This is a genomic window from Rhizobium bangladeshense, assembly GCF_001662075.1.
GTDB lineage: Bacteria > Pseudomonadota > Alphaproteobacteria > Rhizobiales > Rhizobiaceae > Rhizobium > Rhizobium bangladeshense_B.
The window spans coordinates 511,666-532,450 of the sequence record NZ_LYPL01000001.1 but is presented as its reverse complement, the minus strand read 5'-3'; the positions used below and the strand labels follow the sequence as shown (position 1 = coordinate 532,450).

22 protein-coding genes and 1 pseudogene are annotated in these 20,785 nt (G+C 63.4%); 9 read left to right on the top strand and 14 right to left on the bottom strand.

Going from position 1 to position 20,785, the window contains the following annotated elements:
• Positions 1 to 95: 95 nt before the first annotated feature.
• The 6 genes from A7X77_RS02570 to dnaN form a co-directional block, all read right to left on the bottom strand.
• The gene (locus tag A7X77_RS02570) at positions 96 to 383 is read right to left on the bottom strand and encodes a DUF1330 domain-containing protein (protein ID WP_064681434.1); all 288 of its coding nucleotides are present in this window, start codon (positions 381 to 383) and stop codon (positions 96 to 98) included.
• 22 nt (positions 384 to 405) lie between these two features.
• On the bottom strand, positions 406 to 1,113 hold the full coding sequence (gene pyrF, locus A7X77_RS02565; protein WP_064681433.1) for an orotidine-5'-phosphate decarboxylase: 708 nt from the start codon (positions 1,111 to 1,113) through the stop codon (positions 406 to 408).
• A gap of 6 nt (positions 1,114 to 1,119) precedes the next feature.
• Positions 1,120 to 1,701 carry a histidine phosphatase family protein gene (locus A7X77_RS02560; RefSeq protein ID WP_064681432.1) on the bottom strand — a complete coding sequence of 194 codons (582 nt, stop codon included), beginning with the start codon at positions 1,699 to 1,701 and terminating at the stop codon, positions 1,120 to 1,122.
• A gap of 1 nt (position 1,702) precedes the next feature.
• Positions 1,703 to 2,302 (bottom strand): phospholipid N-methyltransferase PmtA, encoded by a 600-nt coding sequence (pmtA, locus tag A7X77_RS02555; RefSeq protein WP_064681431.1) that lies wholly within the window; start codon positions 2,300 to 2,302, stop codon positions 1,703 to 1,705.
• Between the two features lie 98 nt (positions 2,303 to 2,400).
• Entirely contained in the window at positions 2,401 to 3,312 is a 912-nt protein-coding gene (locus tag A7X77_RS02550; protein ID WP_197486781.1) for a DUF72 domain-containing protein, read from the bottom strand.
• Between the two features lie 54 nt (positions 3,313 to 3,366).
• Positions 3,367 to 4,485, bottom strand: coding sequence for a DNA polymerase III subunit beta (gene dnaN, locus A7X77_RS02545; RefSeq protein ID WP_064681429.1), 1,119 nt, complete (start codon positions 4,483 to 4,485; stop codon positions 3,367 to 3,369).
• Positions 4,486 to 4,746: 261 nt separating this feature from the next.
• Here dnaN and rsmI point away from each other — a divergent pair, with 261 nt between their 5' ends.
• The 6 genes from rsmI to A7X77_RS02515 all read left to right on the top strand — a co-directional run bounded on the left by rsmI (position 4,747) and on the right by A7X77_RS02515 (position 10,183).
• The gene (rsmI, locus tag A7X77_RS02540; RefSeq protein WP_064681428.1) at positions 4,747 to 5,664 is read left to right on the top strand and encodes a 16S rRNA (cytidine(1402)-2'-O)-methyltransferase; all 918 of its coding nucleotides are present in this window, start codon (positions 4,747 to 4,749) and stop codon (positions 5,662 to 5,664) included.
• Positions 5,654 to 6,022, top strand: coding sequence for a YraN family protein (locus A7X77_RS02535; RefSeq protein ID WP_064681427.1), 369 nt, complete (start codon positions 5,654 to 5,656; stop codon positions 6,020 to 6,022). The genes rsmI and A7X77_RS02535 overlap by 11 nt, the downstream gene beginning before the upstream one ends.
• 114 nt (positions 6,023 to 6,136) lie before the next feature.
• Complete coding sequence (locus A7X77_RS02530; RefSeq protein WP_064681426.1) at positions 6,137 to 6,640, top strand: cupin domain-containing protein; 504 nt, start codon at positions 6,137 to 6,139, stop codon at positions 6,638 to 6,640.
• Positions 6,641 to 6,725: 85 nt separating this feature from the next.
• Positions 6,726 to 7,673, top strand: a complete 948-nt coding sequence (gene gshB / locus A7X77_RS02525; protein ID WP_064681425.1) for a glutathione synthase — start codon at positions 6,726 to 6,728, stop codon at positions 7,671 to 7,673.
• 166 nt (positions 7,674 to 7,839) lie between these two features.
• On the top strand, positions 7,840 to 9,372 hold the full coding sequence (locus A7X77_RS02520) for a YifB family Mg chelatase-like AAA ATPase (RefSeq protein WP_064681424.1): 1,533 nt from the start codon (positions 7,840 to 7,842) through the stop codon (positions 9,370 to 9,372).
• Between the two features lie 196 nt (positions 9,373 to 9,568).
• On the top strand, positions 9,569 to 10,183 hold the full coding sequence (locus tag A7X77_RS02515) for a hypothetical protein (protein WP_245293697.1): 615 nt from the start codon (positions 9,569 to 9,571) through the stop codon (positions 10,181 to 10,183).
• Here the strand turns inward: A7X77_RS02515 and cysK are convergent.
• From cysK to A7X77_RS02500, 3 genes are all read right to left on the bottom strand, one after another.
• Positions 10,180 to 11,142: a cysteine synthase A gene (cysK, locus tag A7X77_RS02510; protein WP_064681423.1), complete on the bottom strand. Its 963-nt coding sequence runs from the start codon at positions 11,140 to 11,142 to the stop codon at positions 10,180 to 10,182. The two genes, A7X77_RS02515 and cysK, sit on opposite strands and share 4 nt — an antisense overlap.
• Positions 11,143 to 11,285: 143 nt before the next feature.
• Positions 11,286 to 11,903: a LysE family translocator gene (locus tag A7X77_RS02505; RefSeq protein WP_064681422.1), complete on the bottom strand. Its 618-nt coding sequence runs from the start codon at positions 11,901 to 11,903 to the stop codon at positions 11,286 to 11,288.
• A 116-nt stretch (positions 11,904 to 12,019) separates the two neighbouring features.
• Positions 12,020 to 12,922, bottom strand: coding sequence for a DMT family transporter (locus A7X77_RS02500; RefSeq protein ID WP_064681421.1), 903 nt, complete (start codon positions 12,920 to 12,922; stop codon positions 12,020 to 12,022).
• 111 nt (positions 12,923 to 13,033) lie between these two features.
• Here A7X77_RS02500 and A7X77_RS02495 point away from each other — a divergent pair, with 111 nt between their 5' ends.
• Positions 13,034 to 13,498 (top strand): Lrp/AsnC family transcriptional regulator, encoded by a 465-nt coding sequence (locus tag A7X77_RS02495; RefSeq protein WP_064681420.1) that lies wholly within the window; start codon positions 13,034 to 13,036, stop codon positions 13,496 to 13,498.
• A 7-nt stretch (positions 13,499 to 13,505) separates the two neighbouring features.
• On the opposite strand, the gene A7X77_RS02490 is transcribed toward A7X77_RS02495, so the two are convergent.
• Both A7X77_RS02490 and dut read right to left on the bottom strand, forming a co-directional pair.
• Positions 13,506 to 14,405, bottom strand: a complete 900-nt coding sequence (locus A7X77_RS02490) for a GNAT family N-acetyltransferase (protein ID WP_064681694.1) — start codon at positions 14,403 to 14,405, stop codon at positions 13,506 to 13,508.
• Positions 14,405 to 14,875 carry a dUTP diphosphatase gene (gene dut, locus A7X77_RS02485; protein ID WP_064681419.1) on the bottom strand — a complete coding sequence of 157 codons (471 nt, stop codon included), beginning with the start codon at positions 14,873 to 14,875 and terminating at the stop codon, positions 14,405 to 14,407. The genes A7X77_RS02490 and dut overlap by 1 nt, the downstream gene beginning before the upstream one ends.
• 90 nt (positions 14,876 to 14,965) lie before the next feature.
• Here dut and A7X77_RS02480 point away from each other — a divergent pair, with 90 nt between their 5' ends.
• Complete coding sequence (locus A7X77_RS02480; protein ID WP_064681418.1) at positions 14,966 to 16,549, top strand: peptide chain release factor 3; 1,584 nt, start codon at positions 14,966 to 14,968, stop codon at positions 16,547 to 16,549.
• A 67-nt stretch (positions 16,550 to 16,616) separates the two neighbouring features.
• On the opposite strand, the gene A7X77_RS02475 is transcribed toward A7X77_RS02480, so the two are convergent.
• On the bottom strand, positions 16,617 to 17,003 hold the full coding sequence (locus A7X77_RS02475; protein ID WP_064681417.1) for a RidA family protein: 387 nt from the start codon (positions 17,001 to 17,003) through the stop codon (positions 16,617 to 16,619).
• Positions 17,004 to 17,029: 26 nt separating this feature from the next.
• Here A7X77_RS02475 and A7X77_RS02470 point away from each other — a divergent pair.
• Positions 17,030 to 17,610: pseudogene (locus tag A7X77_RS02470) on the top strand (Lrp/AsnC family transcriptional regulator).
• Positions 17,611 to 17,654: 44 nt separating this feature from the next.
• Here the strand turns inward: A7X77_RS02470 and A7X77_RS02465 are convergent.
• Entirely contained in the window at positions 17,655 to 18,989 is a 1,335-nt protein-coding gene (locus A7X77_RS02465) for an HlyD family type I secretion periplasmic adaptor subunit (RefSeq protein WP_082928750.1), read from the bottom strand.
• Positions 18,986 to 20,731, bottom strand: coding sequence for a type I secretion system permease/ATPase (locus A7X77_RS02460; RefSeq protein ID WP_064681415.1), 1,746 nt, complete (start codon positions 20,729 to 20,731; stop codon positions 18,986 to 18,988). Before A7X77_RS02460 ends, A7X77_RS02465 begins: the two co-directional genes overlap by 4 nt.
• Positions 20,732 to 20,785 lie beyond the last annotated feature (54 nt).

The window sequence follows — 20,785 nt, the reverse complement described above, 5'->3', positions numbered from 1 at the left end:
GCTGTGCGGGATGCTGTATCGGCACCCGTCTTAGCCCAATCCCAGCGCGACGGGAAGGCCCATCGCACGCCGAGTTTTGCGGATGCGAGGGTGCTTCAGACGCCTTCGACGACGACCATTTCCGCATCCGCCGCTTCCTGGCGGATCTTGGCGGCGATCTGGTATTCCGGCGAATTATAGCAGTCGACGGCATGCTGCATCGACGGGAATTCGATCACGACGTTGCGGGCGCGCGCCTTGCCTTCGAGCTCAGTGATCGCGCCGCCGCGGGCCAGGAAATTCGCGCCGTATCTTTCGAAGGCGGGCTTGGCCGCCGCCACATAATCCTTGTAGCGTTCGGCGTCGCGAACGTCGACGCGGGCAATCCAATATCCCTTGGCCATGATCTTCTCCCTTTGGTTCTCGTCAGCGGTTTGCCGGCCAGAGCGCGCCCACCATTTCGTTGAGGACGGCGCGGGCGGCATGCTGGGGATCAGGGGCTTTGACGATCGGACGGGCGACAACGAGGTGGGTCGCCCCCGCCTTCAATGCGTCGAAAGGCGTCATCACCCGCTTCTGGTCGCCATGGTCGCTGCCGGCCGGGCGAATGCCGGGGGTGACGATCGCCATATCAGGTCCGAGGACCTCGCGCACTTCGGCCGCCTCCGCCGCCGAGCAGACGATACCACCCATGCCGGCCGCGCGCGCCTGTGCGGCGCGGCGTAAGACCAGGCTGTGCGGATCCTGGTTGTAGCCGGCATCGGCAAGATCGTCGGCATCCATCGAGGTCAGTACCGTCACGCCGAGCAGGCAGAGGCCGGAGCCGGCCGCAGCCTCGACTGCCGCCTTCATTGCTTTGGGATAAGCATGCAACGTCAGCATCGACATGCCCATTCTGGCGATGTTTTCGACGCCCGAGGCGACAGTGTTGTCGATGTCGAGCAGCTTCATGTCGAGAAAGATCTTCTTGCCGCTTGCGGCAAGATCACGGGCGAATTCCAGCCCGCCGGCAAAAACCAGCTGATAGCCGATCTTGTAAAAGAGAATGTCGTCGCCGAGCGTGGAAACCAGTTTTTCCGCCTCACCGACCGTCGGAACATCAAGGCCGACGATCAACCGCTCGCGTGCGTCCATTGCAACTCACCCCCGCCAGTCTTCGATGGGTGTCCAGTCGCATGATAAGCGGCGGTCTGCAAGGCCGAAAGCATAGAGATTTCCGCCGCCAGGCGGCTGATCGTGGTCGCGGCCGATCAGCCTCCCCGCCAGATGGCATTTGAGCAGTGTGCCGACGCCGCCATGACCGACGAAGGCAATGGGCGCAGTCGGATCATGCGTGGCGAGAACCGTATTCACCGCTTCGACGATTCGGGCCTGCGCATCGACGGCACGCTCCCAGCCTTTGAAGCTTTCTTCCGGATGCGCAAAAAACCAGTTGGCCGCCTCCTCGAATTGCGGCGGCGGCAGGAAGCCGGTGGCCGAACGGTCGTTCTCATCCATGCCGTGGACGATTTCGATCCTCACGCCGGAGGCTTCCGCCAGGATTTCGGCCGTCTCGATCGCCTTCGTCTCGTCGCTGGAGACAATGCGCCGCAATTGCCTGGCCCAGCCGCTCTCGGCCGCTTTGCGGGCACGCGCCGCGCCGACATCGGAAAGCCCCCATTTCGGCACCGGCACGTTCGGATCGATACTGACCTGCGGATGGGTGATATAGAGCCCGAACATCTCAGCCGCGCTTATAGATCCAGAGCTGCGCCGGCGGAATGTTGCGCATGACGAAGTCGAAATGCTGAATATGGTAGCGATCGGGATTGGCGGCGATCGGCGAGATCGCGCCATAGGAGATCTGCACCACCGGCCGGCCGGGCGGCAGGCGGTCGAGCAAGCTTTCCAGCAGCGCGACGCGCATCGCCATCGGAAAGTTCAGCATCGGAATGCAGGAGATGACGCAATCGAACGTCTGGTCGGCGAAGGCGCCAAGCGTCGTCTGGAGATCGAAGGCGTCGCCGTTGATGAAGTGCACGCCGGGATAGGTTCGCAGCAGATGCTGGTGGAAGTCCGTCGAATATTCGATCGCCACCAGATTGTCCGGCTTCACGCCGCGGCCGAGGATCGCTTTGGTGATGGCGCCTGTGCCGGGACCGAGTTCGAGGACCGGCAGCCCCGAATGCATATCGATGACGCTGGCCATGCGCTTGGCGGTGATCGAGGAGGTCGGCACGATCGAGCCCACCGTCTTCGGCCCCTGCATCATGCCGCGGAAGAAGCGGATTTCCTCATCGAATCTCTTCCCGAAATGTTCCTTCACCTTGACCCTTAAGCGCATTTTTCTCCACCCATCCGCACGTTGATCGACTGTGTTAATATGCTGGTTGTCGCTCCCGCGACAAGGATTTTCGCAACGAGGACATCGGCATCAACAGCTCATGCCGCCGTTCGGTCGGAACGAGGCATGAGATCGGCAAGCCTTTCGCTGAGGTGAGCGGCGTCGACGGGTGCGCGCAGCTTCTTGTCGGTATTGTCGAAATAAAGATAGACGTCGCGGCCCTTCTTGCGCGACGGCAGGGGCGCAAGCACCCGCGTCGCATTCTCAGGTTCTCCGCCCTGTGCCCAGACACGGACGCGCTCTGCCCACAGATCGAGCGCTTCATCCTCATAGCCGCTGACATAAAGCTGTTCGGAACCATGCAGGCGGCAATAGAGGAAGTCGGCGGTGATGTCCATCAACAGCGGCCATTCCACCGTGTCGGCGCAGACGAGGGCGGCGTTATGTCGCCTGAGCATGTCGATGAAGGAGGGCGAGCGGAAGCTGTCGTGGCGAATCTCGAGGGCGTGGCGGATCGGCTGGCGCTCATCGCTCTTGAGCCAGGCGCGTCCCTTGACGTGCCCGTCATGACGCTTGGCGAGCGCTGTCGCTTCTTCCCCGTCGCGCGGCAGCAGCGACAGGAAATTTTCGAACAGATCGGGATTGAAGGACATATTCGGCGGGAACTGCCAGAGGATCGGCCCGAGCTTGGGGCCGAGCCGCAGCAGGCCGGAGGCGATGAAATTGGCGAGCGCCGTTTCGATATCCCTGAGCCGCAGCATATGGGTGATGAAGCGCGGGCCTTTGACAGCGAAGACGAAATCGTCGGGAGTTTCGTCCCGCCAGCGGCCAAAGCTTTCGGACCGCTGCAGACTGTAGAAGGTGCCGTTGATCTCGATCGACGGGAAGTGGCGGGCGGCGTAAGAAAGCTCCTGCTTCTGCGGCAGATCTTCCGGATAGAACTGGCCGCGCCAGGGCGCATAGGTCCAGCCGGATATGCCGATGCGCACAGTTCCCGTCTTTTTCATCAGGAGATCCTCCCGTTTTGACAGGAGGAAAACAACGGCAGGCGGCCTTCGTTCCCGTCAGACGCGCATCGGCATCAGCACGTAAAGCGCATCGTCGCCGGCCGTGTCGCGGATCAGCGTCGGCGAGCCGGCATCGGCGAGCAGGAAGATCGCTTCCTCGCCGGAAAGCTGCGCGGTGATGTCGAGCAAGTATTTGGCATTAAAGCCGATTTCCATCGAATCCGTGTCGTAGCCGACGGCGACTTCTTCCGTGGCGCTGCCGGAATCGGGATTGTTGACGGTCAGCATCAGCTGTCCCTCGGACAGCGCCAGCTTCACGGCGCGCCCGCGCTCGGACGAGATGGTCGAGACGCGGTCGACGGCCTGGGCGAAGCTCGTGCAGTCGACGCGCATTTCCTTGTCGTTGCCGGTCGGGATGACGCGCTGGTAGTCAGGGAAAGTGCCGTCGATCAGTTTCGAGGTCAGGACGATCGAGCCGATCGTCATGCGGATCTTGGCGTCGGAAACCTCGACCGTGACGATCGCTTCCGGATTGTCGACCAGCTTCTGCAACTCGCCGACCGTCTTGCGCGGAATAATGATGCCCGGCATGCCCTCGGAGCCCGGGGGCGCGTTGACATCGGCGCGCGCCAGCCGGTGGCCGTCGGTCGCGACTGCCCTGAGCTTCAGCTCGCCATTGCTCTCGATCGTGTGGAAGAAGATGCCGTTAAGGTAATAGCGTGTCTCCTCAGTCGAGATGGCAAACTGCGTGCGGTCGATCAGCATCTTCAGATCGGTCGCCTTCAGCTTGAAGGAATGGGTGAAGGTGCCGGCGGTCAGGTCCGGGAAATCGGATTCCGGCAGGCACTGCAGCGAGAATTTCGAACGGCCGGACTGCACGGTCATCGAGCCGCCGTCGGTGCTGGTCGCCAGCAGCACTTCCGAGCCGTCGGAAAGCTTGCGCACGATATCGTAGAGAAGATGGGCGGGAACGGTGGTAGCGCCGGCCTGCTCGACACTGGCCGGCGTCGCCTCGGTGATCTCGAGGTCGAGGTCGGTCGCCTTCATGTCGAGGTTCTGGCCGTCGGCCTTGAGCAGTACGTTGGACAGGATCGGGATCGTATTGCGACGTTCGACCACGCGGTGGACGTGGTTCAGCGATTTCAACAGGTTTGACCGCTCAATAGTAATACGCATGGGATGCTACCGCTTTCGACCGTGACTGTCCGGGCGCATCGAGCACCCGAAGAATGCTTTCCCGATTGAGGTCGGGGGAGTGGACGGGCAAAATGGCAGACTTCAGCACCGGTTTGCAAGAGGCATGGGCGCCGGGAGGCCCGCATTTCAGGTTTTCCGGAGCAATCCTCACAGAAATCCGAACCCTTGCCGAAGCGGTGCGGCTCGCCCATAAAGGTTCCCCCATAGAGGTTCGATGACGGCGGGACGAAAGCAAACGGCATGAACGAGGAAACGACGGCTGAGGCGGCGACGCGGCGAAGCTTCCGCCTGCACAATATGGCGGTGCCGGCGCGGCCGCTGGAGCCGGCGCTCTATCTCGTCGCCACCCCGATCGGCAATCTCGGCGACATCACGCTGCGCGCGCTGGAAACGCTGGCCAGCGCCGACGTTCTTGCCTGCGAGGATACGCGCGTCACCCGCGTTCTGCTCGACCGCTACGGCATCCAGAACCGTCCTTTCGCCTATCACGAGCACAATGCCGATGAGGCAGGGCCGCGCCTCATTCAGGCGCTGGAGGCCGGCCGGTCGGTGGCGCTGGTGTCGGATGCCGGCACGCCTTTGGTTTCCGACCCCGGCTATCGGCTGGCGCAGCAGGCGATCGCAGCCGGTTATCGTGTCGTCCCCATCCCCGGCGCCTCGGCGCCGCTTGCAGCCCTTGTCGGTTCCGGCCTGCCGAGCGACGCCTTCCTCTTCGCCGGTTTTCTGCCGGCCAAGGACAAGGCCCGCCGCGACCGCCTGGGCGAACTTGCCGCCGCCCCCGCGACACTGATCTTCTTTGAATCGCCGCATCGCATCGGCGCCACGCTTCTTGCTGCCGCCGATGTGCTGGGCGGCACGCGGCCGGCCTCCGTCTGCCGCGAGCTGACCAAGACCTATGAGGAGTTCCGCCGCGGCACGCTGGCCGAGCTCGCCGCCCATTACCGGGAGGTGGACAACGTCAAGGGCGAGATCGTTCTCGTCGTCGGTCCGCCGCAGCCGGTGGAGACGCCGGAGGCCGACGTCGAGGCCGTGCTGGCGGATCTGGCAAAGACGATGCCGACCGCAAAGGCCGCGACCGAGGCCGCCCGTCTCACCGGCCTGCCGCGCAAGGCGCTCTATCAGCGCCTCTTGGAGATGAAGGGCGCCGATGGGCGATAACGACCTCACCGCCATCAGAAGGAAGGCGCTGCGCCGCGGCCTGATGTCGGAATATGCCGCGGCCATCTTCCTGATGTTGAAAGGCTATCGCATCCTGGCGCTGCGTCACCGAACCCGGCTCGGCGAGATCGATATCGTCGCCCGCAAGGGCGATCTCGCCGTCTTCGTCGAGGTCAAGGCCCGCCATGGCGAGGCGGCGGCCGTCGACGCCGTCTCCGCCGCCGCGCAGAAGCGGATACGGGCGGCAAGCGATCTCTGGCTCGCCCGCCAGGCGGATCAGGCCCGTCTTTCCCAGCGCTATGATATCGTCGCGGTCACGCCCGGCCGCTTGCCGCGCCATTTTCCGGACGCTTTTTAGTCATTCCCGGTCCGGCGCTTTCGGATCGTTAAAATTTTAGTTCCGGTTTGAACAAGCTTCTTACGACTCTCTGCTATGGCATCGCCGTAGGGGTAATGATTGGGGGGTTGTTTCATGGCCTGGAAGCTGATGTTTGCAAGTGCGGTCGCCATGGCTGTGCGTTCGGTGCCTTATGCCGTGGCGAAGCCGGCCGGGAAATCCTTCATCGCCCATGCAAGCGACCTGCTGCCGCTCAAATCCACGCCGATCAATCCGGACTGGATCGTCAGCGGCAATCCTGAGGCGCGCACCGCCGAACATTCGCGCGGCCATGACGAGGCCTCGCTGACGGCGATCTGGGACTGCACATCAGGCGAATTCCGCTGGTATTTCGGCTGGGACGAGACGGTGATGATCCTCGAAGGCGAAGTTCATATCACCGCCGAGGACGGCACCGAACGAACCCTATGCGCCGGCGACGTCGCCTTTTTCGCCGGCGGAACCTGGGCAAGCTGGCGGGTCGACAATTACGTCCGCAAGGTCGCCTTCCTGCGCAAGCCGTTCCCGAAGCCCCTGGCGATAGCCTATCGCCTGCGCAACCTGCTGCGCAACAACGGCAACCAGGGGATCGCCGCCTGACCACCGGCGGCGGCAAGCCTTGATTGACCGTTGCGTTTGATACCGGGCCGACCTACATCTGTCCGGCATTCAGCGAGGGACGGAAATGGCCAAGATCACCAATGTAGCGGTCCAGATGGATCATGTCGCCGGCATCAATATCGCAGGTGATTCCACCTTCGCCATGAGCCTGGAAGCCCAGGCGCGCGGCTACCGGCTCTTCCATTACACCCCCGACCGCCTGAGCTTCCGCGACGGCAAGCTCTTTGCCAGCGTCGAGCCGATGCTGCTGCGCGACGTCAAGGGTGATCATTTCGAACTCGGCGCGCCCGAGCGCGTCGATCTCTCCAGCATGGATGTCGTGCTGCTGCGCCAGGATCCGCCATTCGACATGGCCTATATCACCTCGACGCATCTGCTCGAGCGCATCCACCCGAAGACGCTCGTCGTCAATGATCCGGCCTGGGTGCGCAATTCGCCGGAGAAGATCTTCGTCACCGAATTTTCCGACCTGATGCCGAAGACGCTGATCACCAAGGACCCGGCCGAAATCCGCCGCTTCCGCGACGAGATGGGCGACATCATCCTGAAGCCACTCTACGGCAATGGCGGCGCCGGCGTCTTCCATTCGACCCGCGACGACCGCAATCTCTCCTCGCTGCTGGAGATGTTCGGCCAGATGTTCCGCGAGCCCTTCATCGCCCAGCAATATCTGCCCGACGTGCGCAAGGGCGACAAGCGCATTATCTTGGTCGACGGCGAATTCGCCGGCGCCATCAATCGCGTGCCGGCCGAGCATGACAGCCGCTCCAACATGCATGTCGGCGGCCGCGCCGAGGCGACCGAACTGACGCTGCGCGAAAAGGAAATCTGCGAACGCATCGGCCCGGCGCTAAAGGAGCGTGGCTTCCTGCTCGTCGGCATCGACGTGATCGGCGATTACATGACCGAGATCAACGTCACGTCGCCGACCGGCATCCGCGAGGTGAAAAAGTTCGGCGGCGCCGATATAGCAAGCCTGCTCTGGGATGCGATCGAGCGCAAACGCGGCTGAGGCTCAGCCCTACGCCTGCTGTGACCGGGTACAACCCCGGTCACCATTCATATCCGAAAACGTTCCTTGATCGTTCTTGTTTTATTCACGCTTCCGTGCCAGATTGCAACCGCTGGCCCTGAAGGGTTGCGGGCGGTATAAGAGTTTGCGGGCAGGGGATGGGCATATGGTCGCGCGTGTCAGTACGGTGGCATTCCAGGGCATAGAAGGCGTGCCGGTCGAGGTCCAGGTCATGATCGCGCCCGGCAAGATCGGCATGCAGATCGTCGGCCTGCCCGACAAGGCGGTGGCCGAAAGTCGCGAGCGGGTGCAGGCCGCCCTTCACGCCTCCGGCCTGGCGCTGCCGGCCAAGCGGGTGACCGTCAATCTGGCGCCGGCAGACCTACCGAAAGAGGGCTCGCATTTCGATCTGCCGATCGCGCTCGCCTTGATGGCGGCCCTTGGCGCCATTCCCGCCGATGCGCTGTCGGATTATGTCGTCGTCGGCGAACTCAATCTCGACGGCACCATCGCCGCCATCGCAGGTGCGTTGCCGGCCGCGATCGGCGCCAATGCACTCGGCAAGGGGCTGATCTGCCCGGCTGAAAGCGGCGCCGAGGCCGCCTGGGCCGGCGCCGAGGTCAATATCCTCGCTCCCCGCAGCCTGATCGCCCTTGCCAATCATTTCCGCGGCACCCAGGTCCTGTCGCGGCCGGAGGCGTCGATCCGCGCCAATGCCGCCAACCTGCCGGATCTCGCCGAGATCAAGGGCCAGGAAAGCGCCAAGCGTGCGCTCGAAGTAGCGGCGGCCGGCGGCCACAATCTGCTGATGGTCGGCCCTCCCGGCTCCGGCAAATCGATGCTGGCGGCCCGGCTGCCGTCGATCCTGCCGCCGCTTTCGGCGGCCGAGCTGCTCGAGGTGTCGATGGTCCATTCGATCGCAGGTGAGCTTTCCGGCGGCAAGCTGTCCGATCGCCGCCCCTTCCGCACGCCGCATCATTCCGCCACCATGGCCGCCCTCGTCGGCGGCGGTCTGCGCGCCCGCCCCGGCGAAGCCTCGCTCGCCCATCACGGCGTGCTCTTTCTCGACGAATTTCCCGAATTCACGCCGCAGGCGCTCGACGCATTGCGCCAGCCGCTCGAAGGCGGCGAATGCGTCATTGCCCGCGCCAATCACCGCGTCTCCTATCCGGCGAAATTCCAGCTGATCGCCGCCATGAACCCCTGCCGCTGCGGCATGGCCGGTGAACCCGGCCACACCTGCGCCCGCGGCCCGCGCTGCATGAGCGATTACCAGGCCCGCATCTCCGGCCCGCTGATGGACCGCATCGATATCCGCATCGACGTGCCGGCCGTCTCCGCCGCCGACCTGATCCGCCCGATGGCCGCCGAGGCGAGCGCCGATGTCGCCCGCCGCGTCGCCCGCGCCCGCGAGATCCAGCAGGAGCGCTTCGAGGCCGCCGGCGCCAAGGGCATCGGCACAAATGCCCGCTGCTCCACCGCGATGATCGAGAAACTCGCCGAACCCGACGCCGGCGGCCTGCAGCTCCTGCGCGACGCCGCCGAAAAAATGAAATTCTCCGCCCGCGGCTACCACCGCGTCCTCAAGGTCGCCCGCACGCTCGCCGATCTCGACGGCAAACCGACGGTCGGCCGCCTGCATCTGGCTGAGGCGATCTCCTACCGGATCGCGGGGGAGAGGTTGACGGCGGCGGCTTAGGGCGAATGCGCGCAGCTATTTTGAACTTTTAGTCGTCAGGCCGCCAGCGATCTGCCGATCGCGGTTGCGCTGTGTTGCTTATCCGTTAGCGGTAAGAGCCTCTCCTCACTTCGTCGCTATTTACAATATTGGCTTCGGCTGGAAAAATTTCGAGAATGATGTCGGTCCGTTCGACATAGTCGGTCGGAGGCGACGGATGAAAAGCCTGTTGCCGGGAATGTCCATGAGTAATGAATATCCGGGCTCAAACGCCAATCCTTTGGAAGTTCTAGACTTGGCGAATGCCTACTTTGACGCTTCCAAACTCCTGTTCAACGAGGGTCGGAAGCAGATTGCACTATCCCTCGCACCGGCGCGAATGTGCGCCATTCACGCTATTGAACTCTACCTAAATGCCTTCCTGCGCTATGAGGGCGTTGCTCCCGAGGAAATACGAAAACGGATGCACAACCTCGCTGAGCCAATGTTCGTTGCCAAACTTAAACTGAGAAAGAAAACCGCCCTGCATCTGGAGGCAATGACAACAAAACGTGAGTATATCATATCGCGCTATGCTCCGGAGCGGACGAGGGAGCACACTGCGCTGAACCGACTGAACGCGACGCTGTCGGAAGTCATGGCGAAGGTTGGCAAACACCTGCATTCAACGAGCTCAGCTGGACATCGGCAATCGTTATTGCGGACTGCCATAGAACTTTCGTCACAGTTCGATTGGGATGCAGATGACGGCACAAAAGAAGGGGCGCTGAAGCGCCCCGACATTCTGCACGACAAAGCGCCGGCCGAAAGACTCGGCTACAGCCCACTTTAGCTCCCCAGCCCCTCGAACAGCGCCGTCGAGAGATAACGCTCGGCGAAGGAGGGGATGATCACGACGATGTTCTTGCCGGCATTTTCCGGACGGCTGCCGACCTTGATCGCCGCCGTCAGTGCCGCACCCGAGGAGATGCCGACCGGCACACCTTCCAGCCTTGCGACCAGGCGAGCCTGTTCGAAGGCCTCGTCGTTGGTCACGGTGACGACTTCGTCATAGATGCCGGTGTCGAGGATTTTCGGTGCGAAACCGGCGCCGATGCCCTGGATTTTGTGCGGGCCGGGATTGCCGCCGGAGAGAATGGGGGAATCGGCGGGCTCGACGGCGATCATCTGGATTTCGGGCTTATGGCTTTTCAGGACCTGGCCGACGCCGGTGATCGTGCCGCCGGTGCCGATCCCGGAGACGACGATGTCGACCGTGCCGTCGGTGTCGTTCCAGATTTCCTCGGCCGTCGTTTTACGGTGGATTTCAGGATTGGCGGGGTTTTCGAACTGCTGCGGAATGATGGCGTCGGGAAGCGATTCCGCCAGCTCTTCGGCCTTGGCGATCGCGCCTTTCATTCCCTTGGCGCCTTCGGTCAGCACCAGCTCGGCGCCGAGCAGCGCCAGCATTTTGCGGCGCTCGACGGACATGGTTTCCGGCATGGTGAGGATCAGCCGGTAGCCCTTGGCGGCGGCGGCAAAGGCGAGCGCGATGCCGGTGTTGCCGGAGGTCGGCTCGATCAGCACCGACTTGCCGGGGGTGATCCTGCCCTGCGCTTCTAGGCTTTCGATCATCGCCACGCCGATGCGGTCCTTGACCGAGGCGATCGGGTTGAAGAATTCGAGCTTGCCGATCAGGTTGGCCACCACGCCCTTTTCCCGCGCCAGCTTGTCGAAGCGCACCAGCGGCGTGTTGCCGATGGTCTCGGTGATCGAAGAATAGATGCGGCCGCGGCCGGGCTTGTGCGACATGGATGCCTCCCTTTGGACTTCGGTCCCTGAAATCGAAAGGAGAATAGGGGCAAAGGCCGAATGAGGCCAGCCCGCGTTGATGCCGGCGGAGCCGGACGCGGAGAAAAAAAGCTTTGAAAACCGTTTCTTGGCGAATGTTTATTTCAGGCCGCCCGCGTGGCGATGAAGGCGGCGGTGCCGGCCAGGATGCCGGCCGCAACCCGGTTCAGCGCCTGCAGGGCGCGCGGCTCCCTCAGCATCGTGCGGGCTCGTGCGGCCAGCAGCATATAGGGCACGAGCACGGCAATCAGCACGACGAAGGTGACGGCAAGCAGCATCGCATAGTCGCTGAGGCTGATATTGCCGATATCGATCAGCGTCGGCGCCAGCGCGACATAGAACAGCATGGTCTTCGGATTGCCGAGCGTCACCAGCAGGCCGGAGAGGAAGGACAGGCCGATATTGCTGGATTTCTTCGCCGCGATGTCCTGCGGCAGCAGCCCCGCCGTCCAGAGCTTCCAGGCGATATAGGCGAGATAGAGGGCGCCGGCGATCTTGATGACGAGGAAGACCTCGGTGAAGGTCTGCGCCACGAAGGCAAGACCGAGAATGACGGCGGTGAGATAGGTCATGTCGCCAAGCACCAGGCCGAGACCCATGAAGAAGGTCTCGCGGAAATTCGAGCCGAGCGCGCGGGCGACGATGGCGGTAATCCCGGGTCCGGGAATGGCGGCTGCGATGAACAGCGCTCCGGCATAGGCAAGCAAGGCGGCAAGGCTCATGTGTGGCTCCTTTTTCCCGGGGTTTTATATCCGGTCAGCCTTGCCATCAATCGCCCGGCGTTGATGGGTCCATCACGAGAAGAAATGCCTGCCGCCCTGTGCTCGCCCACCTTTCGTCAGCCCTGAAGCGCCCGCGGCCGCAGCCAGCGCGGCGTCCAGCCGAGATTCATGCCGGCCGCGGCAAGCAGGATGATGGCGGCGCCCGCAATCTGCATCGGCTGCAGCGCGTGGCCGAAGGCCAGCCGGTCGACGAGGATTGCGGCGATTGGATAGAGGAAGGACAAGGCCCCGGTCAGATGGGTCGGCAGCCGCTGGATGGCGCCGTAGAGCAGCACATACATCAGCCCGGTATGGACGACGCCGATGGAAACGAGGATCACCCAGCTTCGGGCATCCTGAGGCGGCTGCGAAAAATCCGTGATCGGCGCCAGCATCAGCATGCCGGTTGCGACCTGGATCAGCGCGATCAGATGCGGCGGCGTGCCTTTCAGCCACTTCGCGGCAATCGCTGCGAGCGCGTAGAAGAAGGCCGCGCCGAGCGCCATCAGGATGCCGAGGCCGTAGCTCGCGAACGTATCGCCGCTTCCGCCCGGTTTTGCCTGGACGATCGCCATCATGCCGGCAAAGGCGAGCGTCAGCCAGAACAGCTTGGCGGCGGTGATCTTCTCGCCGAGAAACAGCGCGCCGAGCACCAGCAGCATGAAGGGCTGGGTGTTGTAGACGGTGGTGGCGATCGAGATCGTCGCATGCGAGTAGGAGGCGAAGAGCAGCAGCCAGTTGACGACGATGGCGATGCCGCCAAAGACGGCGATGGCGAAGGCGCGCAGCGTGAGGATGCCGGGCCGCAGCAGCCCGAGCGCGCCGCAGATGACAAGCAGGGTGAGCGCGCCGAACAGGCAGCGCCAGAAGACCACGCCGCTGACCGGCTGGCCCGACATGACGACGAACCAGCCGATCGTGCCCGAGATCAGCATCGCTGCCGCCATTTCCGCCGTGCCTCTTTTGGTGTCGCCGCTCATAATGGCCTCCGTTTTGCTGAGGTGATAATATTGCGGCGACGAGCGAAATTATATAATGATAAAAACGAACTTCATCGCTGTAGCCTAATAATAAAAGGGAAAGCCACGGTCATGCCTAACGATGCCCAGCCGCTCGATGAAATCGATCAGGCCATTCTCGAAGCGCTGGCCGGCAACGCCCGGACCTCGCTGAAGGAGCTGGCACAGCAGGTGGGGCTTTCCTCGCCGAGTGCGGCCGAGCGTCTGCGCCGGCTGGAGGAGCGCGGCGTAATCAAGGCCTTCACGATCGATCTCGATCCTGCCGCCGTCGGCTATCCCCTACAGGCCATCGTCCGCGTGCGGCCGCTGCCGGGGCAGCTGCATTTCGTCGAGCGCCTTATTCAGGAAATTCCTGAAATCGTCGAATGCGACAAGGTGACCGGCGAGGATTGTTTTATCGCCCGCCTGGTCATCCGCTCGATGGCGGAACTCGACGGCCTCCTGGACAGGGTCGCCGAACGCGCCGAGACCAACACCGCGATGATCAAAGCCTCGCCGGTCAAGCGGCGCCTGCCGCCGCTTTCGCGCGGAAGGTAGGTCGCGGTTAGAAATCGGCCATCGGCGAGAGCATCGCCGGAAAATGCGGGGCATCGTCGCCGAGCCCGCGCAACATCAGCACCGTGCCGCTTTCAAACGGCTGCGGAGCGCCCGTCCAGTCGAGCTTGTCGGGCCGGAAGAGCACCTCGACGCTGGCCGAGGCAATGTCGAGCCCGCCGAAGATCGCGGCAAGCGACGGGATCTCCGCTGCCACGACATCGAGAAGGCTGAAGCGGCCTGGCCCATCCATCTTCCAGGCGATGGCTGCCTGGCAGTCTTCCAGGAAGCTGATGCGGACATCGGCATCGAGCTGCGTGTTGATGAAAAACATCGCTGCATTTGTGGCCACCGAGAGCGTCGCCGAAACCGGGCTGCGTGCTTTCAGCAGCAATTGCAGCAGGGCGAGATCGTCCGCATTCGCCGGCAAAAGTGGCCGAGCGGGTGTGGCGCCAATCGCGGGGGCGGGTGCCGTTCCCTCATATCGGTGCAGCGGCATCGCGCGAAAACCATAAGCTTCATAGAGCGACGGTTTGTCGGTGTAGAGGATGACGGCTTCGAAGCCCTGCCGCTCGCACCAGTCGAGCGCCTTCACCGTCAGGTCGCGATAGAGCCCGCGGCCGCGCCACTGCGGCCGCACCGCGCCGGATTGCAGCCCGGCGGCATGAACGATCCTGCCGTTGAGAACGAAGGGCAGTGCAAAGGCAGAGAGATTGGCCGCAAGCTCGCCGCCGGGGTCAAACCAGCCGAACGGCATGCTGGTCGGATCGGGACCGCCAAGCCGTTGCAGCGGACCGATATCGATGCTGAAAATATCCTGGAGCAGGCGGACAAGTGCCGCCCATCCTGCAGCGTCGCCGAAATATTCCTGCCGGAACGTGAGGCCTGCGCTGTCGAGGCGCTTCACGATCACACGCCGGTGGAGCCGAAGCCGCCGGCGCCGCGCGCAGTTTCGCTTGCCGCTGTGATCTCGGCCACCCGCGCCTGGGTCACCGGCGCGATCACCATCTGGGCGATGCGCATGCCGCGCTCGATGACGAAGGCTTCTTCGCCGAGATTGGCGAGCAGCACCTTCACCTCGCCGCGATAATCGCTGTCGACGGTGCCCGGCGAATTCAGGCAGGTGATGCCGTGCTTGAAGGCAAGGCCGGAGCGCGGCCGCACCTGCCCTTCGAACCCTTCCGGGATTTCGAAGATGAAGCCGGTCGGCACCAGCGCCCGTTTGCCGGGCGCAAGGGTCAGCGGCGCATCCGCGTCGACGGCGGCGCGCAGGTCCATGCCGGCCGCCCCCTTGCTTTCATAGGCGGGCAGGTCGAGGCCTTCGCCGTTCGGGAGGCGGATGAGGTTCAGCGTCGGGCTGATATCGTGATGAATGGTCATGGGCCATTACTTTGCGCCATGGAGGCCGAGGTCAATTGCAAAGCCGGGCTTTAATCGTTAGATACGCGGCAATTCCACAGGATTCACACCATGGCCGAAAGCCTCGCCGAGGCGGTCTCCCGCCGCCGCACATTCGCTATTATCGCCCACCCGGATGCGGGCAAGACGACGCTCACCGAAAAGCTGCTGCTGTTCGGCGGCGCCATTCAGCTTGCCGGCGAAGTCAAGGCCAAGAAGGATCGCATGCAGACGCGCTCCGACTGGATGAAGATCGAGCGCGAGCGCGGCATCTCCGTCGTCACCTCGGTGATGACCTTCGAATATAACGACAATGTCTTCAACATCCTCGACACGCCAGGCCATGAGGATTTCGCCGACGACACCTATCGCACGCTGACGGCCGTCGACGCCGCCGTCATGGTCATCGATGCCGCCAAGGGCATCGAGCCGCGCACGCTGAAGCTCTTCGAAGTCTGCCGCATGCGCGATATCCCGATCATCACCTTCATCAACAAGATGGACCGCGAAAGCCGCGATCCCTTCGAGATTCTCGACGAGGTGGAAGAGAAGCTGGCGCTCGATACGGCGCCGATCACCTGGCCGATTGGCCGCTCGAAAACCTTCTGCGGCTCCTATCATCTGGCCAACAGCACCGCCCGCGGATCCGACATCGAGGTCGAGACGACGCCCGTCAACGGCCCGCGGGCCGTCGCCGACAGACTGCCGGAAAACGAACGCCAGGCCTTCATCGACGAGACCGAGCTCGCCATCGAGGCCTGCCGCCCCTTCGACCGCGATTCCTTCCTCGAAGGCCATATGACGCCCGTCTTCTTCGGCTCGGCGCTGCGCAATTTCGGCGTTCGCGATCTCATCAATGCACTCGGTGAATTCGCGCCGCCGCCGCGCGATCAGGTCGCCGATACCAGGACGGTGCATGCGACTGACGACAAGATGACCGCCTTCGTCTTCAAGATCCAGGCCAACATGGATCCCAACCATCGTGACCGCATCGCCTTTGCCCGCATCTGCTCCGGCAAGCTCGAACGCGGCATGAAGGCGCGCCTCGCCCGCACCGGCAAGCAGCTCGGCCTGACGGCGCCGCAATTCTTCTTCGCCTCGCAGCGCCAGCTTGCCGATACCGCCTATGCCGGCGATGTCGTCGGCATCCCCAATCACGGGACGCTGCGCATCGGCGATACGCTGACCGAGGGCGAATCGCTGGTCTTCCAGGGCGTGCCGAACTTCTCGCCGGAGATCCTGCGGCGCGTGCGCCTCGAAGACGCGATGAAGGCGAAGAAGCTCAAGGAAGCCCTGCAGCAGATGGCGGAAGAAGGCGTCGTCCAGCTGTTTTCGCCGGAAGACGGCTCGCCGGCGATCGTCGGCGTCGTCGGCGCCCTGCAGCTCGACGTCCTGAAGGAGCGGCTGCTGGCCGAATACGGCCTGCCGGTCTCCTTCGAAATGTCGCGCTTCTCCGTCTGCCGCTGGATCTCCGCCGACCAGCCGGCCGATCTGGAAAAATTCCTGACCATCAAACGCGGAGATATCGCCCGCGATCTCGACGGCGATCCCGTCTTCCTCGCCCAGGACGCCTTCTCGCTGCGTTATGAGGCGGAGCGCTATCCGGCAATCAAGATGGTCGCCATCAAGGAATATCACGCCGCCAAGGCGGCGTGATCGCCACCGGCGCGGAACACGCCGAAGCTAATGCCTGAATCGGTTGTGGTTTGAGATTGGTGAGTCGTCAGCCGGCCGCGATGACCTCGATTTCGACCAGCCAGTCGTCGCGGAGCGTTTCGACGATGATCGCCGTGGTCGGTACGGCGCGGCCGCCAAGTGCGCGAAGACGGGCGTTCTGGTTTGCCTCGACAAAGGCGCCGTCGCGGAGATAGCTCGTTAGCCGCACGATATTGTCCACCGTCATATCGGCCGAGGCGAGGATGTTGCCGAGGTTGGACCAGATGAGATCCAGCTGCCCTTCAAGGCTGTCCGCCGCCATTCCCCTTTCATCGAGGCCCATCGTGCCGCTGACGAAGAGCAGCCTGGCGTGATGTCCGACCTCCAGCGCATGGATGTAATCGGGGCTTGCCGGGTAGATACCGGTGGCTGGATTGCGCTCAATCATTTCCATCGACCCGCCCCTTTCCGAATGATCTATTGAAGAACACCAATATCGCTGATTATTCTTCGGCAGAAAGGAGATTTGCCGAATGGGAAAAAATACAGACGATCTTCGGCAGAAGCGTCCGCAGCAGCCTGTCATCGATGCTTTCGACCGAAAAATATTAGCCGCACTCGCTGCCGACAGCGGCCAGAGCTATCAGAGGCTCGGCGAATCGGTCGGCCTTTCGGCGCCGGCCGTGCATGAGCGCGTGCGTCGGCTCAAGCAATCGGGCGCCATCAAAGGCGCACATGCGGCGCTGGATGGAGCAGCCCTTGGAAAGCCGCTGCTTACCTTCGTGCATGTCGAGGCGGCCGGCTGGGGCAAGAGCGAGCGCCTGATGCAGGTCCTGAATTTTCCTGAGGTCGAGGAAATGCATTCGGTTGCCGGTGATGTCAGCGTTCTCTTCAAGGTCCGAACCGCAAGCCCACAGGCATTGGAGGCATTTCTCGCCCAGATCCATGCCGTCCCCGGTGTAACCGGCACCCGCAGCTACATCGCTCTTTCCACCTATCTCGAACGTCCGGTGCAGGCCGGCGTAACAGGCAGCTGGCCCGATCTGCCGGCACAGGAATAGCTGGCGGCGTTTCGGCGTCGGTGTTCCTCAATCCTCGACTTCAGTTATTTTTCCCGCAGCGCGCGGCGGAAACTCTGCGTGATCGGCTCGGCCAGATAGGAAAGCACGGTGCGGGCACCCGTCCGGATCAACGCTTCGCTCGACATGCCGGGCATGAGCTTGCGGCCCTCCAGCTTGGCAAGTTCGCTCTTGTCGATCAGCACGGTTGCGGCGAAATAGGGCGCCCCGCTGCGCTCCTCCACCATCCGGTCGGCCGAGACGATCTCGACGACGCCGTCGAGCGGCGGCAGGTTGTAGCGGGCAAAGGCCGGGAAGCTGACGCGTGCGCGCTGCCCGGGCGCGATCGTCTCGACATCCTCCGGCCTGACCATGGCCTCGACCACGAGCTGCTGCCCGAGCGGCACGACCGTCATCAACGTCTCGCCGGGTTTGACGACGCCGCCTGTTGTGTGGACCTTCAGGTCCATGACGATGCCGTCAACCGGTGCGACGACATCGGTACGGGAAAGCACGTCCATGGCGGCGCGCTCCTCCTGCCTGAGATCGAACAGTTCCGCCTCGACCTTGCTCAGCTCTTCGACCGCCTCGTTCAGCCGCAAGGTGCTGAGATTGAGGATTTGCATGTCGATCTCGGCCATGGCGCTCTTGGCGCGGGCAATGGCCGCGACATTGGTCGCACGTTCGCCCTCGACCTCCCGCTGCTGCCGTCGGAGCAGCAGCCACCGCTCCCGGGTGACAAGGCCGCGTTTGAGGAGACTTTCAAGGTCCTTGGTTTCCCCCTCGAATACCTCGATCTGCTTGTCCTCGGTGGCGATCAGCTGCTCCAGCCCCGTGATCTCTTCCTGGGTCTGACGACGGCGCTGGCTGAGGATTTCCCGCTCGTCCTTCAAATTGTGGTGCTTCGCCGCGAAGACATCGCGCTGCGCGGCCACCGCGTCCTTTGCCGACCTGGTCGGGTTTGCCAGCAAGGCCGGGTCGAATTCGATCTCGGCCTTGTCGTCCCGCTCGGCCCGCAGCCGCGCGGCCAACGCCTCACGTGTTGCGATCCGGTTCTGGACCAGATCGAGCTTCGTCCTCGCCTGCGTGCCGTCGAGCTGGATGAGCACCTTGCCCGCCTTGACGATATCGCCATTGGCGGCGTTCAGATCGGCGATGATGCCGCCCTCCAGATGCTGGATGAGCTTGCGATCGCCGGCCACCTTGATGACACCAGGCGCCACCGCGGCGCTGTCCAGCGGCGCGAGCATCGCCCAGCCCCCGGCCATGCCGAAGAACAGGAAGATGATCGCGAACCCTGCGACCGTTACGCCTGTGAGACGCAAGGGGACTGGCGCAGGGGGCGGCGAAACCGGTAACGGGACGACCTTCATGTCCGTCATGGCTGTTTCGTTCCTTGCTGCTTCGCCACGATCGTCGGCATCTGAGCGACCTTGCGGACGCGTGCGGCGAGTTCATTGAAGACATGGTCGCGCGGACCGAACAGGTCCTGCTGGCCCCGGTTAAGGACCAGGATCTTGTCGACGGTCTCCATGATGTTCGGTCGGTGCGCGATCAGGATAACGGTCGTGCCCGCCGCCTTGACCGTGCCGAGCGCTGCGATCAAGGCCTCCTCACCCTCGCGGTCGAGGTTCGAATTGGGCTCGTCCAGGATAATGAGCGCCGGGTCGCCGTAGAGCGCCCGCGCCAGGCCGATGCGCTGGCGCTGTCCGCCCGACAGCACCGCGCCGGATTCGCCGATCTCGGTCAAGTAACCCTTCGGCAGCCCTTTGATCAGATCGTGGACGCCCGCCAGCCGCGCTGCCTTGACCGCCTTGTCGAAGACTACGGGACTGACCGTGGCGAAGCGGCAGATATTTTCGCAGACGTTCCCGGCGAAAAGCTCGATGTCCTGCGGGAGATAGCCGACATGATGACCGCGGTCCTCCGCCGCCCATTGGGCGACATCCATGCCATCGAGCAAAGCTCGTCCGCCGGAAGGGCGCCAGGCGCCGGCCAGTATGCGTGCCAGGCTGGTCTTGCCCGCCCCGCTCTGGCCGATCAAAGCCATGGATTCACCCGGGTCGAGACGGAAGTTGATCCCTTTCAGAATATGTTCGCCGCCCTGTCGGGCAAGCACGATGTTGTCGGCCTCGAACCGGCCTGTCGGCCGCGGCAGTGCCAAAACCGGCGTGGCCTCGGGGTGCTGGCCGGCGACGGCGGTGAGACGCCGGTAGGCGGCGCGCGCGCCGACCGTCGCCTTCCACGTGCCGATCGCCTGCTCGACCGGCGACAATGCGCGCCCCATCAGGATGGAGGCGGAGACCATGATCGCCGGGGAAGCCTCGTTGCGCAGGACGAGATAGGCCCCGAGGCCCAATATCCCCATCTGCAGGGCCAGCCGGTGACAACGGGCAATGGCCGAGATGATCCCGCCGCGGTTGGCGGCAAGAACCTGGCCTCTGTTTGCCTCGTCCTGCTGCACCTTCCAGCCCTCGAGCAACGGCTTCAGCATGCCCATCGCCTGGACGACCTCGGCGTTGCGGATCGCTGCCTCGGCCTGGGTGTAGGCCCGCGACTGTGCGCCGGTGGCCTCGGTCAATGGCTTGCGTGTCAGCCATTCGTTGAGCAAGGCCAGCCCAAACAGCACCGCTCCGCCCGACAGCGCCAGCCAGCCCAGCCAGGGATGCATGAAGAATATGGCACCGAAAAACAGCGGCGCCCAAGGCGCATCGAGAATCGGGAAGATGCTCGGACTGCTAAAGAAATTCCGGACTTGATCGAGGTCGCGCAGCGGACGGGCATTGGCCTGGCCGGGTGCTGAGGCGGCATATTCCACCGATGCCGTCAGCAGAACGGGCGCCAGCCGCGCGTTCATCCACGCTCCGACGGTTGCCAGAAGGCGACCGCGCACCACCTCCAGCCCCGCCATTGCCGCGAGTGCGCCTGCCGCCATCAGCGACAGCATCAGCAGCGTCTCGAGGCTGTGGCTGGACAAGACGCGATGATAGACCTGCAGCATGTAAAGCGCCCCGGTCAGCATCAGGACGTTGATGCCGCCGCTGAACCAGATAAGCGGCCGGATGGCCCGTCTGGCTTCTTTCATCACCACCTGAAGCGCCGGGTGCGGCTGTTTGGTTTTCATCTTTTTTATCTCTGGTACTCGAGATCACACCTTGTGCAATGCATGACGGGGGCA